Genomic DNA, 16,771 nt, shown 5'->3' with positions numbered 1-16,771 from the left:
AATGGATACTGAATTTTCAAAGAGTGAGGCTCCCTTTAAGGGAGCCCATCATCCTCAGAGCGATGGAGGAGGCTCCACAGGTATATTGGGTACATCATCTAACAAAAATAATTCCTCTAAAGCGTCAAACGCTCCGGCAGGGGTGTGGAAAGTCGGAAGGCTGTCCATGGGACTTTTCCTCGTCCTGCTGGGGGGCATAACGTTTGCCTCCAAGTTTTGGGGAGCGGGCATACTGGACCAGGCGTTGACCTGGTGGCCTGTCGTTTTTGTTTTGCTGGGTTTGGAAATTTTAATGTATACTGCTTGGAAGGGGACTCGTGAGCGTATTCGTTATGATGTATTCAGTATGTTTATTACGGCGGTATTGGTTTTTTGCTGTATCGGATTTGCCTTGGTCAGTTCATTGGGGATCACTCCGCAAGTCAGAGAAATAATGAGTTCGGTTCAGGAAACAAGGGTTCTCCCAGACTGGCATGAAAAACTGCCTGCCGAAGTGAACAAAGTGATTGTACAGGGAGAAGATCCTTATGCGGTCAAAATTGACGCAACCAGCTCACCGGAAGTGCATGTGTTCGGAAGTTATGTATACACAGGCAAAGAGGACGAAATAAAGGGTCAAGATTTATATCAGACCAAGCAAATCGGCGATACCTTGTATGTATTACTGGGTCAAATTCCGACACGGTTCATGCAGACTCAGCAGCAGCTTGATGTTACGATTGCTGTACCTGAGGGAATTACGGTTACTGTGCGCGATAGCCGAGGAAATATAATTGAAAAATAGGGAGATTTTCCGGCTCCAACTTTACATTTTGTATCATTCACGCGATACTTGAAAAGGAAGCCTGAGATGTCATCCATGTCGCTAACTAATGGTGCATTTGCTTATCAGGCGAAACTTGATGGTGTGCAGTCGAATAGCGATTGTGATCGGAAATGAGGAAGCAAAATGATTTCGTTGAATCCTGATACGCTTACAGGGCGTGAAAATTATAAGCTGTTGACCGGAAGTATTATCCCAAGGCCGGTAGCCTTTGTAACGACTTTGAGCAGCGAAGGGGTGCTGAATGGTGCGCCGTTCAGTTATTTTTCCATCGTTGCCTCCGAGCCGCCACTGCTGTCTGTATCCGTACAACGTGTCGATGGAGTATCCAAAGATACAGCACGTAATGCGATGGAGCATAAAGCTTTTGTCGTACATATCACAGACGAGGACAATGTGGGAGCGGTGAATGTGACGGCTTCCCGTTTGTCGCCGCAGGAGAGTGAGGTTACACTGGCAGGCCTTACCCCGATAAAAAGTACAAAAATCGCAGTTCCCGGTGTGACAGAAGCGAAAATACGCATGGAATGTATTCTGGAACAGGTGATACCGCTAGGAGGCAAAGAGGACACACCTGCTTGTGATCTGTTAATCGGACGCGTAGTGCAGTATCATTTATCCGAGGAAGCGTACCAAAATACGTATGTGATTGCTAAGGAGTTGCGTCCAGTAAGTCGGTTGGCTGGGAATAATTATGCGAAGCTAGGAGAGCAATTCACGCTGGAGCGTCCCCAATAGGGGCGCTTTTTTTACAGCATGCCTAAAATTACATTGGAAGGATTCTTATTCATCACATTTCCTTTATGAAGGCTATGTTTAATCTGAATGTTGATATTATTGTGGTGTTTCGAGAGCCAACTGTTTAAAATGAGTCCCTATTTTGTTGGAGTTCCCTGATGAAAAAACATTTGCCATTGACCATCGTTTAGTTTCCAAATGGAACTTCTTAATGACCTATTTCCAGCGTCAATCGATTTAGTACAGTATGTTGAATGTACAAAATCTGACGACAACAACTTTATTTTAAAGTTGGTAATTATAAATGGTATGTAGTTCAAAGGAGCTCTATCATTTAAAAAAATTAATTGCAATGATTTGTCGTATTTTTTACCCGAAGAGCCATATCACCTCAACTAAGATTTTATGTCACCACTAGGATAGGAAACTTTTTTAATAAAAAAGAGAACGTACCGTGCTTTTCGCTCAGGCCCCGTTCTCGATATTCAATAACCGCTTTTACTAATAATGATACACATCTTTGAGACTTATGAGTTTATTTACTTCAAAGTTTTCAGCAGCAGGGAGCGATACGTCGTTTCAAACAAAAATTCAAACGCCTCCAAATGCTTTTTAGCCTCAAATACATCACGGCCCCACGCATAAATGCCGTGGTTACGCAATAAAATTCCAGGCACCTGATCATTCAGTACACCAGACACCAGCCTGGCAATCGAGGCAATATCCGCGTAATTAGGCAGCACAGGAATATCAATCGCAGCATTTTCTTCCCAAATGTTAAAAGCCTTGATCAGCTCAATACCTTGGATAGGTACAGCGCTTTGCTCACCATAATATTCGGAAATCAGATTGTTAAACACGGTATGCACATGAAAAACTGCTCCACAGCCTGTCAGGCGGTAAATTTCGCAATGGATGAGCGTCTCTGCACTTGGCTTGAGGTTTGTGGCTTCTGCTGCTTTTCCGTATTGGTCTACGAACAGAAAATCCTCAGGAGTGCGTTTGGTCTTATCCTTGCCGCTGGCGGTAACTGCAAAATAAAATTGTTCGGGGTGAAAGTCACCGATTCGGATCGACAGATTACCGCTTGTGCCTGGGAACCAGTTGCGAGATGCGAATAGTTCTTTGACATCAGCGAGCTCTTCCAGTGCGCGGCGTTTTTCTTCCAATGAAATGTCTGCCAAGTTAAAACTCATTTACAGCACCCCTTGCTCCTGTTTTTGCTTTAAATCCTCGATAATGTCATCAAATGTTTCAAAGGGTACATGTGGTACGCCAAGTTCTTGACACTTTAAAGTCAGATGCGAACGGGAGTACACAAGATCGGCAATTTTAGCTCCTTCAAAATCGGTCAGACTGTCGCCGATCAAAATCCGTTCATATTGTTCGGGAGAGTATTGACGAATCACAGTCGTTTTACACATGCCGCAGTCATTTGTACACGGCTCCTCACATGGATGCGGCCACGTAATCTGGATGCGCTCCTCGGAAAAATCTGCTTTGTTGCAATAGACGTGGTCGTGTGGAATATCGAATGGTTTTAGCAATGGATCAATAAAAAAATCAATGCCGCCGCTGGTAACGAAAAATTCAATCTGCTGCTCCCGTACATAGTCCAAAAAGCGTGCAAAGCCCTCGCGTATACCAGCTTGTCCAAGTACATATGAGATAATTTCGCCCTTTTGCTCCGAAGGCATCAAGGCGAACATCGCACCTACGCCTTCACGAATGGATGTATGCCCATTTACGATCTGATGCATGATGGGCTCACAGCCTGCAGGCTGAAAATGCTTCATAATGGCGACAATATTATCGCTGTTCGTAATTGTCCCGTCAAAATCGCAAAAAATGACGGGCTTCTTTGCTGTGCTCATCGTTCACCTCCCCATATGTCAAGCGCAGATTGCAGCTCGGGGTGAGTACGGGCGTATTCTGCCAGCGGGACATTCTGCTGTACGGCTTCAATCGCCTGCACAAAGGCGCGCCCACCGGCTTCTGTACCTAGCGGATGGCCGTGAATCCCACCCCCGGCGTTGACAACAACGTCAGTACCAAAGTCACGTACAATTAACGGCACGAGGCCCGGGTGAATCCCTGCGGAAGGGACAGGCATGCTGGCCTTCAGCGGTAGATCAGGGGTGATCAGTTCATCGCGGATCGCCATGTTTTCCTCACGCGGCATCGTCACTGAGCCGTAGGGAGAAGGGAAGAGGACGAGGTCAGCGCCAGCCAGCCGCATAAGCTGACCAAGTAGAACGGACGCCGATATACCATAATGTGGCGACGGATAAGCAGCTCCCGCCAACGAAGGATGAGCAGCAATTGGCACCGAGACGGCGGGATCGCTGCTAAGTTCATGCAGCACATCGTAACCGTAGGCCAACACGTTAAACAGTAACGCGTTGGCACCCGCGTCGATGGCCTTGAGAGCTTGCGTCTTAAGCTGCGAGGTCGGCCCCGTTAAATTAGCCGCATACAGCAGCTTTTTACCGGTTTCGCGCTCAGCCGCTTCGGCAGCTTTGATGCAGGCTTCGACTCGTTTCTCAATTGGTGTCAGCGCATTTTCAAACAAGATCTCGTCATCCTTGATCAGATCGACACCGCCGAGAGCCTGCCGGGTAAACTGTTCACGAAGTTCGTCCAAATTGAGGCCAATCACAGATTTGAAAATGCTCATGAGCAGAGGGCGATCATGCACGCCGAGCTGCTCGCGCAAGCCGCTGATACCGAATTTCGGTCCGGGAAAAGCAGAGCGGAAGGCTTCCGAGAAACCCAGCTTCGTTAGTTTAATTCGGCCGTCCATCGAAATTTTGCCGAAGACTGTGACCAGCAGTGCGGGAATATCCCGGCTGAAGTTGACATCCGGGTAAGTGATGGTCAGGTCGGCGTACCGTTCACCAGGACCTCCATCGTGAATATCCACAGAATGAACCGAGCCAAGATGCTTTTGCATCGCGTCCCGTTTGGCTTGCGGGAGCTCAGTCCAGCTGCCCACCGTCATGCCGATGGCAATAGATTGGGCCTTTTGGTTAAAATCGGCTTTGTCATCGTATACCCGGTAGGTCGCCAAGCAATAGCTCATTCAATTCCCTCCTTGAGTACAGCTCCCATCTCGCGGGATCGTTCAGCGCACCGCTGCACCGCCGCAATCACCGTTTCATAGAAGTCACCTTTGTCCAGCATTTCCAATGCAGCTACCGTAGAGCCATTAGGAGACATGATTTTGTGGCGAAGGGCAGAAGGCTCCTCTCCGGTTTGCTGTACCATGCGTGCCGCTCCAAGCGCGGTTTGCACCGTTAGTTCGTGCGCTTGCTCAGGGGTCAAGCCACCACGAATTCCCCCGGCAATCATGGCTTCCATCAGATAGTAGACATAGGCAGGGCCGCTTCCAGATATCCCGGTCAAAACATCCATTTTCTCTTCCTCTATAACCGTCACCGTACCTACAGATTCGAACATCGTAAGCACATTTTTACGCTGGTTTTCGCTGATCTCTTTGGAAAAGCTAATGCCTGTAGCTCCCAGCCCAATCGAGCTGGATGTATTGGGCATCGTCCGTGCGATCGGCTGCTTGCGACCCAGTAAGGTTTGCATCGTACGAATGGACAATCCAGCGATGACCGATATGATCAGCTGCTCATCAGACAGAAGTGGGCCGAGCTGTCCAAGTGCTTGTGCAGCATCCTTGGGCTTCATGGCAAGCACAATGACTGGAGAACGACGCAGAAGCTCGGTTTTGGCGGCATCCTCGGTTTGGTACAAGACTCCATATTGCTTTTGGAGTTCCTCAAGACGAGCCTGATTACTGCGGTTGATAACGGTAATACCACTACGTTTAACGACAGAACGTGCCGTCATTCCACGAATAATAGCCTCTGCCATTGATCCTGCCCCGAAAAACGTAATTTGCTCGTTAATTAAAACTTTCGTTTGTGATTCACACATAGATTCATAACCTCCAAGGATACGGATTGATTTTTGTTATTATTCCCTGATTTGTCCAGTACCGTACACGCGATATTTGGTTGAAGTCAAGGCAGGCAATCCCATTGGACCACGGGCATGTAATTTTTGTGTGCTGATTCCGATCTCGGCACCAAACCCGAACTCAAAGCCATCCGTGAAGCGGGTAGAGGCATTGTGGTACACGGCTGCCGCGTCCACTTCTTGCAGAAAACGCTCGACATGGGCTTGGTCCTCGGTGACAATACACTCAGAATGCATCGTACCGTAACGGGCAATGTGCTCCAGTACTTCGTCCAGATTGTCCACGACCTTGACGTTCATAATGTAATCATTATACTCGGTGCCATAGTCCTCTTCTGTGGCAGGAACAGCCCAAGGAACCAATTCTCGTGTGCGTGCACAGCCGCGTAGCTCAACCCCCGCATCACGAAAGCGTTCTGCCAATCCTGTTAAGTGTGCTTTTGCATAATCCGAGTGTACGAGCAATGTTTCCATCGAGTTACACACGGACGGTCTTTGCACCTTGGCATTCAGTGTAATCGCTTCGGCCATTGCTGCATCCGCTGTAGCGTCCAAAAAGGTATGGCACACACCTGCTCCGGTTTCGATGACAGGTACGGTAGCGTTCTGAACAACATTTTGAATGAGTGAACGCCCGCCACGTGGAATAATTACATCCAGCAAGCCGTTCAAGGTGAGCATTTCGTTGACCGAGGCACGGTCTGAATCTTCAATAAGTTGAAGTGCCTCGCGTGGCACAGCTGTTGCGTCTAGTGCCTGCTGGAGTACTTCGATAATCTTGCGGTTGGAGAAGAGGGCGGCCGAACCACCGCGTAGCACAACCGGATTACCTGTTTTCAAGCACAGGCCCGCGGCATCCACGGTTACATTTGGACGCGCTTCATATATGATGCCGATGACACCCAGCGGCACACGTATCTTCTCAATTCGCAGACCGTTTGGACGTTCAATTTGCTCAAGGGTGTCGCCGACCGGGTCAGGTAGTGCCGCAATTTGGCGTAATCCTTCGGCAATTGCCCCGATTCGGTCCTCGGTCAGCGTGAGGCGGTCGAGCAGTGATTCCGATGTTCCCAATTCCCGTCCATGTTTCAGGTCATTATGGTTTGCTGCAATCAGCTCTTCAGTATGATTTACTAGAGCTTCAGCCATAGCAAGCAATGCTTCGTTTTTCTGTGCTGTAGTCAGGCGGTTCATGACCCCGGCACTTTTTTTGGCAAGATTCGCTTTGGTTCGTACTTCGCTAAACTGATTCTCCTCGGTTGTAGCTGTGTTTGTCGTTAAATCACTCATGTTACGGCCTCCCTACATACATAATGTAATCCATTCATCCCTGTGAATCACCTCAAGCCGGTGAATGGGACCAATTTTGCCCACAACCTCACCGCTCGGTAATCCTTGTACCATTCGAAGCTGTTCATCGTCATAATTGACGATGCCGCGTCCTAACACTTTATTTTCCGGTCCGAGCACCTCAACGACATCTCCGGCATGAAAGCTGCCCTCGACACGTCGTACGCCAACCGGAAGTAGACTGTGTCCTCCGTGAACCAGCGCTTCCTCGGCCCCTTCGTCTACATGCACCGCGCCCAGAGGGGTGGACATAAATCCAAGCCATTGTTTTTTCATCGGAAGTGAAGAGAGGTGAGTGTCAAAATATGTTCCCGGTCCGTGTCCTTCAACGGCTGCGTCTAGATCGCCATTCGCGCTTACACGTCCCACATATACAGGCACACCGCCGCGTGTAGCGACTTTGGCAGCTTCGATCTTGGATCGCATGCCGCCAGTACCTACAGACGATCCAGAACCTCCAGCTAATGCATAAATCTCCTCTGTAATTTCTTCGATACGTTCAAAACGTACGGCATTCGGATGCTTGCGCGGATCTGCCGTATATACGCCATCGGTGTCCGTAATGATAATCAGATGCTGAGCTTTGACCAGATTGGCAACCAGCGCGGACAGCATATCGTTATCGCCGAATTTCAATTCGTCAATTGATACCGTGTCATTTTCGTTAAAGATCGGGATAACCTGCTGGCGCAGCAATTCTTCTACGGTCATTCCGGCATTGTTCATCCGTTTGCGGATCAAAAAGTCACTACGGGTAAGCAGAACCTGCGCGATCACTAGGTCAAAATCTTTAAAAGCCTGCTCATAGGCCTGCATGAGAAGAGCTTGGCCAACAGCCGCTGCCGCCTGCTTTTCATGTAGCAGCTTAGGGCGAAACGGGTACCCAATCTCTCTGAATCCGGCGGCTACTGCGCCTGATGTAACCAGCAGCACTTCATAACCTTTTGCACGAAGCAAGCTGATTTCCCGGGCAAAATAAGCGATGGCTTCCCGATTCAAGCCACCTTCCACTCCAGTTAGAGAGCTGCTACCGATTTTAATGACGATACGTGTTGACATGACGTCCACTTCCTTAATTTTACTCTTTTTAATGCAAAAAAACTTCCATCCTTTGTATGCAAAGGACGAAAGTTTGTGCTTCCGCGGTACCACCTTCATTGATGATTCATGATCATCCCACTTGAAACCTGTTAACGGCAGGGGCCGCCTGATTGCGCAGGGCGCTCGGGGATAGGAGTTGGGAGAGAGTCCAGGTAAATTCTTGCAGCCTATCGGAATTTACTCTCTGAACAGGACCGGGTCTCTCTTAATAGTCCCTTCAACGCGCTAAATGATATTGGATACAGAATACCACGAAAAGACCAGGTTTGGCAAAGAAGTTGTAGCTGGAAAATACGGATTAACCAAACAGGTTTAGCTTGCCAATTCGATCAGCCGCCTCGGTCAGTCGAGCTTCTGAGCTCAGCAGCCCCGCTCGCACATATCCTTCGCCGCCACTCCCGAAGCCGATCCCTGGAGCGACAGCCACCTTGGCTTCCCGCAACAACAGATCAGCAAAAGAAGTAGAAGTATAGCCCTGCGGCACAGGCAACCAACTGAAAAAGGAGCCGCTTGGGCGTGTCGCCTTCCAGCCGATTTGCCCAAGTGCATCATAAAAAGCGTTACGGCGCGATTCATAACGGGCAACCAGCTCGCTTACGCAGTTCTGCGAGGCCGTTAAGGCTGTCGCAGCCGCTGACTGAATGCCGCCAAACAAGCTTACATAAATATGATCCTGCAGCAGGTTAATCATCGAGATGATTTCGGCATTACCGAGCGCGAAACCAACACGCCAGCCCGCCATATTGTACGTTTTGGACAAGGTATAGAACTCAATCCCCACGTCTTTAGCACCCTTAGCCTGTAGGAAGCTTACCGGACGTTCGCCATCAAATCCAATAGCGCCATAGGCAAAATCACTGGCAACCACAATGCCGTTACGTTGCGCGAATTCAACCGTATCCTCGTAAAAGGAAAGTGGAGCAGTAGCCGAGGTAGGATTATTCGGATAGTTAAGGAACATTAGCTTAGCGCGGCGGCGGTCTTCCGCGGAAATGGCTTCATAGTCGGGCAGAAAACGATTCTCTTCCTTTAATGACAGAAAAGACATTTCCGCTTTAGCCAAGGCTACACCTGACCAGTAGTCCGGATAACCGGGATCAGGGACGAGACACATATCGCCGGGATTGAGTAAAACTTGCGGTAGCTGAACCAAGCCTGTTTTCCCGCCAAACAGGATGGCGACCTCGGTTTCAGGATTGAGCGTTACACCGTAATCCTCCTGATAGCGCTGGGCAACGGCTTCCTTGAGAAAGCTATAACCGCGAAATGGCGAATATTTATGATATAGCGGGTTATCTGCTGATTCCTGCAAAGCTTTTACAATATGAGAAGGAGTGGGGGTATCGGGGTTCCCCTGTCCGAGATTAATGACATCATGCCCCGCCGCGATTTCACGGTTTACATTTTGTACAAGTGTGGCAAAAAATTGAGTGGGTAACTGTTTCATGACGTCAGAGGAAGGAATAGAAAAATGAGTCATCCATGTACACGACCTTTTGGAATAGTTTAAGAAATAATCTATCACGATTTTACCGAGCTGTATAGGGGGAATTAAGCTTGCATGGTTGCGTAATCCAGACTGATCGGGCTATGATGGGAGAAAATACCGGACAATGGGTCACGAGAAGCTCCGGCTCACAAGGAGGATGAAGGATTTTGACGTATCAGGAAGCTCAGCCGTTCAGTGTTGCACTCATACAAGCTCACATAGAGATAGGAAATCCCCCGGAAAACCGCAGTCATATCCGAGCTTTAATGGAACAAGCGATGAAAGCCGAACTGAGGCCGGATCTGATTGTCCTGCCAGAAATGTGGAACACAGGCTATGCCTTGGAGCGCATTCATGAGCTGGCGGACAAGGAAGGAACGGAGACCCGGGCATGGATAGCAGCATTCGCTGCCACCCACCAAGTGAACGTAGTAGCTGGGTCGATCGCAGAGAAAAAAAGCGACGGTCATGTGTATAATACGATGCTTGTTTTTGACCGAACAGGCAGAGAGGTTGCTTCGTATTCCAAAATTCATCTATTCCGACTTATGGATGAAGAAAAATATTTGCAGCCTGGCGAAGAAAAGGTTTTATTCGCACTGGATGATGGGATTCAGGCAGGTGCGTCGATCTGCTATGATATCCGGTTTCCTGAACTAGCCCGCAGTTTGGCTCTGTCGGGCGCGAATTTGCTGATCGTACCCGCAGAATGGCCTCATCCTCGGCTGCATCACTGGCGCACCTTGCTGACCGCACGTGCTATAGAAAATCAAATGTATGTCATTGCTTGTAACCGGGTAGGTCGCAGCGGAGAAACTGAATTCTTCGGGCATTCACTTATTATTGATCCATGGGGAGAAATCATTGCTGAGGGCGGAGAGCAGGAGGAGATTCTCACAGGAACGATTGAGTCTGCCTTGGTGCAGGACGTGCGTGGTCGTATTCCGGTGTTTGAAGATCGGCGTCCCTCACTGTATGACCGATAATCAGTGTAGAAAGGAATACTCCATGCTTAAGGAACGCATTGAATTTTTGTGTAAAAAGAAAAACCTGTCCCGTAAAGAGCTGGTAGACGGGCTGGTGACACCTGCACATTTTGCGAATATACTGGCCGACCGTTACCCGTTAGCAGAGGATCTGGCTGAGCAAATTGCTGGGCGTTTAGGTGTAAACCCATCGTACCTCTTACGTGCAGCGGCAGAGGATGAGGAAACGCTGGCTACAGCGGATAAGATTTTTACAGAGCTGTCCAAGCTGGCTAATCCTGCCACGGAAGGCTATGTGGATCAGCTGGAGGATCGCAACGATTCACTGGTAGTGGAAATGACGACTTATTTGATGAAGGCCGTTTATTACCAGCAATTAAATGACCCAACGGCCTATGAATATTTACATCAAACCTATTTGAATTTTTATTTGGAGAAGTTTGGTCGTTCGGATGAGGTGGAGCTGCCCGCACCGCTAAAAAAAGCAATTTTATTTTATAAAATCCAGTATCTCCGCTCTAAAAATCATTATTATGATGTGCTGAATAACGTTACGCAGTTAATCCGATTGGTGGAAGAGGGGACGGAAAACTGGCTCAATGCGCAAAACATTATGATGGAGGCCTGCATTCAGGTTAAGCAATTTGATCAGGCGAAGCAGGTATTCGAGCAGACGATGCGAAGGGTGTATGATGATCGGCTTTTTCACCGTTTGACGGGCCTGTATGTAGCTTACAGCGGATATTGTTTTGCCATGGGTTCTGTACAGGAAGCACTGTTAACGCTGTCTATGGCTGAGGCCAATCTAGTCTATTTGGAAAATGCGGCAGATATGCTCACGACCATCCTGAACAACCGGATTATTATGCTGACATCGATTGGAGAGCTGGACAAGGCATTGGAGGAAGTAGGGCGTTTTGAAGCGCTGGTGAGTCGGGAGCGGGAGGAAATGCAGCAGATGATGCTGCCCGTTACGCTGATATATCGTTGTGAGATTGCGTTTGTGCGGAAAAATTGGGGCCTTCTCTCACAGCATTTGGATCAGCTTCGCCAAACCAATCTGACAACAGATCAGCAAATGGGGCTTGATTTTTATGAAAGCCAGCTTGCGCTTGCTCAGGGAAATCAGGACGCCTTTTGGATGCATGCCTTGCAATGCTTGCCTTATTTTGAAGCTCTTCAGCATCCAGCGCGGCTTGAACAGTTATATGAAACGCTGGCTGTGGTGTCCGAGGACAGTCGTCGTTATAAAGAATCATCTGCGTATTATCGTAAACTGGTCTATCTTTTAAGAAAAAAATAGTCAGAAATCATTCGCTTTTCACAAAACTATCGGATAGATTGTTCGAAAGAATACTCGGAAGTGTGCAAAATTTTGTGCGAACCGTGCCAAAGTTCAAAAATAAACCGACAAAATACAGGTTGAAGCTCCTGTTTTTCCGGTTTTTTTGTATGTGCCAAAACGTATTGTGATGTCAGGAACCGTCTTCTATACTGAATTCATAAGGTACGACAATACAAAATACGAGGTGCAATCACATGATGAACTTTTTCGGTAAAAAGAAAAAACAGCAGGATGCGATAGAACAAGCAGACCAACTGATGAATAAAGGCCTGTCAGGCTTATTTATGAAAGGTCTAGTACCCAAAGAGCATCGGGAACAGATCAACCAAAGCCTAAATTCGGCAAGACAAGCTCAAACAGCGGCTAACGGTGGTTTGGCGATGGCAGCGACTGCGGTTATTATTTCGGTAACAGATACCGGGAAGCTCGTGAATTTTGATCCGATCGTAGTGCTAGTGCTAGATGTGACAGAAATTAACGGCAATCGATACCAAAAAACGTTGGAAACGCTCGTATCCAAGCTGCAAATCCCGCGGCCTGGAGATACGGTGGGTCTGGGAAGCAACCCGAAAAATCCATCAGAGCTGATCTATATGGGTCTGGTGACAGCGTAAAATGAATGAGGTGTTTCACCCTATCTTGCTGACATATATTTTAAACAGATGATTGAAAAGGGGTTTTGAAGGATGAAAGGATTTTTGAGTATGATCGGGGTACTTCTAGTGTTTGGTGTAGGCTTCTCACCATTCTTGGCTAACTACTTATGGAATGATCCATTTTTGATTATGGATGCTCCGTGGTATCGGCCGTTAATTTATACAGGCTTTGCGCTTATATTTCTACCTGGTATTATAGGTGCGTTTTTCGGAGGGGGTAAAGTCAAGAAGGGTGCTCCTGGGGTAGGGATCATTACTAGTGTTCAGCAAACAGGGACTTATGTAAACAATCAGCCGCAGGTAAAACTTGGGTTGACCGTAACCAAACAGGGAGAAGACAAATATGATACTGCTTTGACGACGATTATTCCTTTAACTTCCATGGCTCAATTTCAGCCAGGCTCGATCATTCCACTCGTAATATCGGAGAAAGACAAAAAGAAAGTAGGACTTGACCTGAAAGGGCAGGTGTCGCAGATGGATTTGCAAGCGTTAATGAATGAGCAAATGGTCAAGCAGGGCGTATCGCCCGAGCTGATGGAAATTGCCAAAACCGGTGAGCAGGCATATGCAAAGGTGCTGGATGTTACACCCATAGGTGAAGCGGGATCCGATAAAATTAAGCTTCAATTTACGCTGAGTGTAACGAAAAGCAACGGCGATACCTTTAATGTAACCACGCAAAAGGATGTTTTTTCTTCCCAACTATCCAAGCTGCAGCAAGGAAGCATTATAGAGGTCATTTATTCACCTCAAGATCCTTCGAAATTGGTCTTTAAAACACAAGTGAGTGAAGCCGAGGTACAGCAAGCATTTGGTTCTTCTCGATCATAAAAAAGTTTTTTATGATACCTGTTTCAGATACAGCCTATAGGTGTATTATAATAGTATCCCGACACCAGGAGGTTGATAACGATGGATAACCAAAGTAGATCCGAACTGGCGAATAGGGATGGCCTGTCACGGCCGAGAGGCTTAAATAGACAGGTTGTCGGAAACAACTATGAAATGGGCTATGATCAGGACAAAAGTCCACCACATCTAGGGAGACCCTGATCACAACAAGGCGAGGACAGACACTTTGGGATCACACAGCACATTGGAACTGAGGTAGGACATTCTTGGATACCAAGACTAGAGACCTTAAGGAAAGAAGTGATGCGGGATGGATAAAGTGGAGTTTCCGAGCAAGCGTAGAGTAATCAGGCGAGGCTGACATGAATTTCAAATGAACATGAAATGTGGTTCGTTGAAGACAGATGGAAGCAACATCGCAACAGTGTAATCGAACCCGTGATCTAATTGCAGTATTGAAAGTATAGGGGCGAAGCCCCAGGACCGTCTTCCTCTCTGGCTTGGGCTGGGGAGGAAGACGGTCCTTTTCACGTTCGAGGCTACTTTTGAGAAAGTTGCTCGACCGTTTCTCGGAAGGTATCAATAAAAGCTTCGGCAGCTTTAGACAAATAACGTCCGTTCCGGTAAGCAATGGCCAGGGTACGGCTGGGAGTAGGTTCGGCGAGTGGCAGCAATGCTGGAACAAACTCGCTACTGGCGGCCCGTGCGATAAAACGTGGGACGAGTGTCACGCCCATACCTGTCGCTACGAGCGATTGAAGGGTCTCCATATTAGTGCTTTCAAACACCACATTGGGTTCAAAGCCTGCTTGATGACATAGATCCATCGTCAGCTTGCGAAAGCCTTGCCCTTTTTTCAGGACGACAAAAGGCTCGTCTTTCAGTTCTTCCATATGCACTGGCAGCGGCTGGGTACCATTTTTACGCAGGGCTAGGGGATGACCCGGAGGAACAGCGAGATCAATCCATTCTTCACCGATGGGTACATAAGAAAGTGTAGGTTCTACTAAGGGAAGAGAGAGCAGGCTGAGATCTGTATCGCCACTTGCCGTTTTTTTCTCCAGATTCATGGATGAATCTTCGACTAACACGATTTCAATGTCTGGATGAGCCCTCTTGAATACAGGCAGCACATGCGGCAGCAAATGGGAGCCTGTGATAGGCATACTGCCAACGACGACCTTCCCTTTTCGCAGCTGAGAAATATCGTCCATTTCCTGCCGGAGCTGCTCGACTGCATCAACTATTTTTTTTGCCTTTTCTACAAAGCTTGCTCCTGCATGTGTTAATTCCACCGTGCTGGTGTTGCGTTGAAATAAAAGTACCCCAAGTTCTTTTTCAAGTTTGGACAATTGTTGGCTCAAAGAAGGCTGAGCAATATGCAGTTTTTCTGCTGCGCGTGAGAAGTTTTTTTCCGCTGCAATTTGCAGGGTGTACTGAAGCTGTCTGAATTCCATCGAATTTCATGCTCCTTATCTTATAAACTTTTCCTATTACATCATAGACTGATTATACAATAATAAAATTAAATGCCCAGTCCTGACGAATCTCATGTGTCACAAGTATTATATAGATGAAGCGTTTTGTCACAAATATCATCTTTTAATATAGATAATGAATTCCTTTAACATTCTCCTGATAAAACATAATTAATCTTAGTTCTGGTTGTACAAAAAAGGTCTGGGAGGAAAATGAATGCTAAAAGGTTGGGGGCTACATACGAAAAAATCGGTGGCTGCACTCGTAGCGACGATGATGCTAGCAGTAAGCGGTGGGACGGCGATGGCAGTCGAAAAGGACAGGTCGATTAAAAACGTAATTATTTTGATTCCAGACGGTATGGCTAATGACGCCACTGCACTGGCTAGATGGTACAAAGGATCCTCCTTAACGTTAGACAGCATGGCAAGCGGCATGGTGCGTACGCATTCTGCGGATGCTCCAATTGCCGATTCTGCTCCAGCGGGTACTGCTTTTGCCACAGGACATAAATCTCATACTGGGTATGTGGGTGTCCTTCCTGATGAGGCGACAATGCCTGGACAACAACCCATTGCAGGGGGTGACGCCAAAAAGCCTGTAGCTTCCATTCTTGAGGCTTCCAAGCTGGCAGGAAAATCGACCGGAATTATTGCGACTTCCGAGATTATGCATGCGACACCAGCTGATTTTACCGCACATTATCCTGATCGTAAAAATTATGATGCACTCAGCATGCAGCAAGCCTACAACGGGGTTGACGTAGTGTTAGGTGGAGGCGGCAAGTTTTTGGAGGCAGCAGGGCGTAAAGATGGCCAAGATTTGGTAGCCCAAATTAAAGACCAGGGTTATGACTTTGTCACGACACCTGAAGGGTTGAAAAAATCGACCTCCAGCAAGCTCTGGGGCAGCTTTTCTCCCGAAGCCCTTGCGTATAACCTGGATCGCGATGCATCCAAGGAACCTAGTCTGGCGGAAATGACATCGAAAGCCATTGATGTGTTGTCCAAAAACGATAAAGGCTTCTTCTTAATGGTAGAAGGCAGTAAAGTGGATTGGGCCGCCCATGCAAATGATCCAACCGGAATTATTAGTGACGTGCTTTCATTTGACGATGCGGTGAAAGTGGCTGTGGATTACGCCAAACAAAACCAAAATACTGTCGTCGTAGCAGTGACAGACCACGGAAACGGTGGATTGACGATTGGTAGCAGCGATACAACTAGCAATTATGACAAAACGCCTTTAGCTGCTTTTATAGACCCGCTGAAAAAAGCGAAGCTGACGGGTGAAGGCTTGGAAGCCAAGCTGAATGCAGATCGCAGCAATATTAAAGAGGTGCTTTCCACGTATTTTGGCATCACCGATTTGACAGACGAAGAAGTGAAAACCATTAAAGATGCCAAAGAAGGCAGCATGAACTATGCTGTCGGACCGATCATTAGCAAACGTGCGAATATTGGCTGGACTACAGGCGGACATACAGGAGGCGATGTCGTGTTGTACACGTACGCGCCGAACGGAGACCGTCCATCCGGTGTAATCGACAATACGGATGTAAATAAGTATATGACACGTGTACTTGGACTGGACTTGGATACAGTCAGCAAGCAGCTTTTTGTTCCTGCAAAAGCCGCTTTTGAAGCTAAAGGAGCCAAGTTTACTGCGGATACGAAAGTCATTACAGTGACCAAAGGCAGTAACAAGCTGGAGCTTCCGGTATACAAAAATATTGCTATGCTGAATGGTAAAAATACCACGCTCAACGGTGTAGTTGTATTTAACGGTGTTGATTATTTTGTACCCCAGCAGGCAATTGATTTGATTCAGTAATATGCAGAATCATCGACAAGGGCTGTTTCTTCCATTAGAGGAAGAGACAGCTTTTTTGTGTGTTGAGCTAAATGTGTATTTTTTGAGGCGGAAGTTGAAGAAGGTTTTTATAAAATGGGATTTTTTGTG

The 16,771-nt window shown here is 47.4% G+C and carries 16 protein-coding genes; 8 read left to right on the top strand and 8 right to left on the bottom strand.

Going from position 1 to position 16,771, the window contains the following annotated elements:
- The first annotated feature begins 1 nt into the window (after position 1).
- Positions 2–784 carry a hypothetical protein gene (locus MLD56_RS14400; RefSeq protein WP_029517381.1) on the top strand — a complete coding sequence of 261 codons (783 nt, stop codon included), beginning with the start codon at positions 2–4 and terminating at the stop codon, positions 782–784.
- Between the two features lie 165 nt (positions 785–949).
- On the top strand, positions 950–1,561 hold the full coding sequence (locus MLD56_RS14395; protein ID WP_029517382.1) for a flavin reductase family protein: 612 nt from the start codon (positions 950–952) through the stop codon (positions 1,559–1,561).
- 539 nt (positions 1,562–2,100) lie between these two features.
- Here the strand turns inward: MLD56_RS14395 and MLD56_RS14390 are convergent.
- The 7 genes from MLD56_RS14390 to MLD56_RS14360 all read right to left on the bottom strand — a co-directional run bounded on the left by MLD56_RS14390 (position 2,101) and on the right by MLD56_RS14360 (position 9,479).
- The gene (locus MLD56_RS14390) at positions 2,101–2,757 is read right to left on the bottom strand and encodes a methylthioribulose 1-phosphate dehydratase (protein ID WP_029517383.1); all 657 of its coding nucleotides are present in this window, start codon (positions 2,755–2,757) and stop codon (positions 2,101–2,103) included.
- Positions 2,758–3,435, bottom strand: a complete 678-nt coding sequence (locus tag MLD56_RS14385; RefSeq protein ID WP_029517384.1) for a 2-hydroxy-3-keto-5-methylthiopentenyl-1-phosphate phosphatase — start codon at positions 3,433–3,435, stop codon at positions 2,758–2,760.
- Positions 3,432–4,643 (bottom strand): 2,3-diketo-5-methylthiopentyl-1-phosphate enolase, encoded by a 1,212-nt coding sequence (locus tag MLD56_RS14380; RefSeq protein ID WP_029517385.1) that lies wholly within the window; start codon positions 4,641–4,643, stop codon positions 3,432–3,434. The genes MLD56_RS14385 and MLD56_RS14380 overlap by 4 nt, the downstream gene beginning before the upstream one ends.
- Positions 4,640–5,506, bottom strand: coding sequence for a pyrroline-5-carboxylate reductase (gene proC / locus MLD56_RS14375; protein WP_029517386.1), 867 nt, complete (start codon positions 5,504–5,506; stop codon positions 4,640–4,642). Before proC ends, MLD56_RS14380 begins: the two co-directional genes overlap by 4 nt.
- Positions 5,507–5,545: 39 nt before the next feature.
- Positions 5,546–6,838 (bottom strand): glutamate-5-semialdehyde dehydrogenase, encoded by a 1,293-nt coding sequence (locus MLD56_RS14370; RefSeq protein WP_029517387.1) that lies wholly within the window; start codon positions 6,836–6,838, stop codon positions 5,546–5,548.
- A gap of 12 nt (positions 6,839–6,850) precedes the next feature.
- Positions 6,851–8,056: a glutamate 5-kinase gene (gene proB / locus MLD56_RS14365; protein WP_029517388.1), complete on the bottom strand. Its 1,206-nt coding sequence runs from the start codon at positions 8,054–8,056 to the stop codon at positions 6,851–6,853.
- 241 nt (positions 8,057–8,297) lie between these two features.
- Positions 8,298–9,479 (bottom strand): pyridoxal phosphate-dependent aminotransferase, encoded by a 1,182-nt coding sequence (locus MLD56_RS14360; RefSeq protein WP_029517389.1) that lies wholly within the window; start codon positions 9,477–9,479, stop codon positions 8,298–8,300.
- Positions 9,480–9,655: 176 nt separating this feature from the next.
- On the opposite strand from MLD56_RS14360, the gene MLD56_RS14355 reads away from it, so the two are divergent.
- The 5 genes from MLD56_RS14355 to MLD56_RS14335 all read left to right on the top strand — a co-directional run bounded on the left by MLD56_RS14355 (position 9,656) and on the right by MLD56_RS14335 (position 13,531).
- Entirely contained in the window at positions 9,656–10,474 is an 819-nt protein-coding gene (locus tag MLD56_RS14355) for a carbon-nitrogen family hydrolase (RefSeq protein ID WP_029517390.1), read from the top strand.
- Between the two features lie 22 nt (positions 10,475–10,496).
- Complete coding sequence (locus tag MLD56_RS14350; RefSeq protein ID WP_029517391.1) at positions 10,497–11,777, top strand: helix-turn-helix domain-containing protein; 1,281 nt, start codon at positions 10,497–10,499, stop codon at positions 11,775–11,777.
- Positions 11,778–12,013: 236 nt separating this feature from the next.
- Positions 12,014–12,433 carry a hypothetical protein gene (locus tag MLD56_RS14345; protein ID WP_029517392.1) on the top strand — a complete coding sequence of 140 codons (420 nt, stop codon included), beginning with the start codon at positions 12,014–12,016 and terminating at the stop codon, positions 12,431–12,433.
- A gap of 72 nt (positions 12,434–12,505) precedes the next feature.
- Positions 12,506–13,309: a hypothetical protein gene (locus MLD56_RS14340; RefSeq protein WP_029517393.1), complete on the top strand. Its 804-nt coding sequence runs from the start codon at positions 12,506–12,508 to the stop codon at positions 13,307–13,309.
- Between the two features lie 81 nt (positions 13,310–13,390).
- A complete protein-coding gene (locus MLD56_RS14335; RefSeq protein WP_165082404.1) occupies positions 13,391–13,531 on the top strand; it encodes a hypothetical protein in 141 nt (46 codons plus the stop codon).
- 338 nt (positions 13,532–13,869) lie between these two features.
- On the opposite strand, the gene MLD56_RS14330 is transcribed toward MLD56_RS14335, so the two are convergent.
- On the bottom strand, positions 13,870–14,787 hold the full coding sequence (locus tag MLD56_RS14330; protein ID WP_029517394.1) for a LysR family transcriptional regulator: 918 nt from the start codon (positions 14,785–14,787) through the stop codon (positions 13,870–13,872).
- 238 nt (positions 14,788–15,025) lie between these two features.
- On the opposite strand from MLD56_RS14330, the gene MLD56_RS14325 reads away from it, so the two are divergent.
- Entirely contained in the window at positions 15,026–16,642 is a 1,617-nt protein-coding gene (locus MLD56_RS14325) for an alkaline phosphatase (protein WP_029517395.1), read from the top strand.
- Positions 16,643–16,771 lie beyond the last annotated feature (129 nt).

This window comes from Paenibacillus peoriae (assembly GCF_022531965.1).
In the GTDB taxonomy this organism is placed as follows: domain Bacteria; phylum Bacillota; class Bacilli; order Paenibacillales; family Paenibacillaceae; genus Paenibacillus; species Paenibacillus polymyxa_D.
Note: the sequence above shows the minus strand (reverse complement) of the source record. Positions and strands in the feature narration are given on the sequence as shown.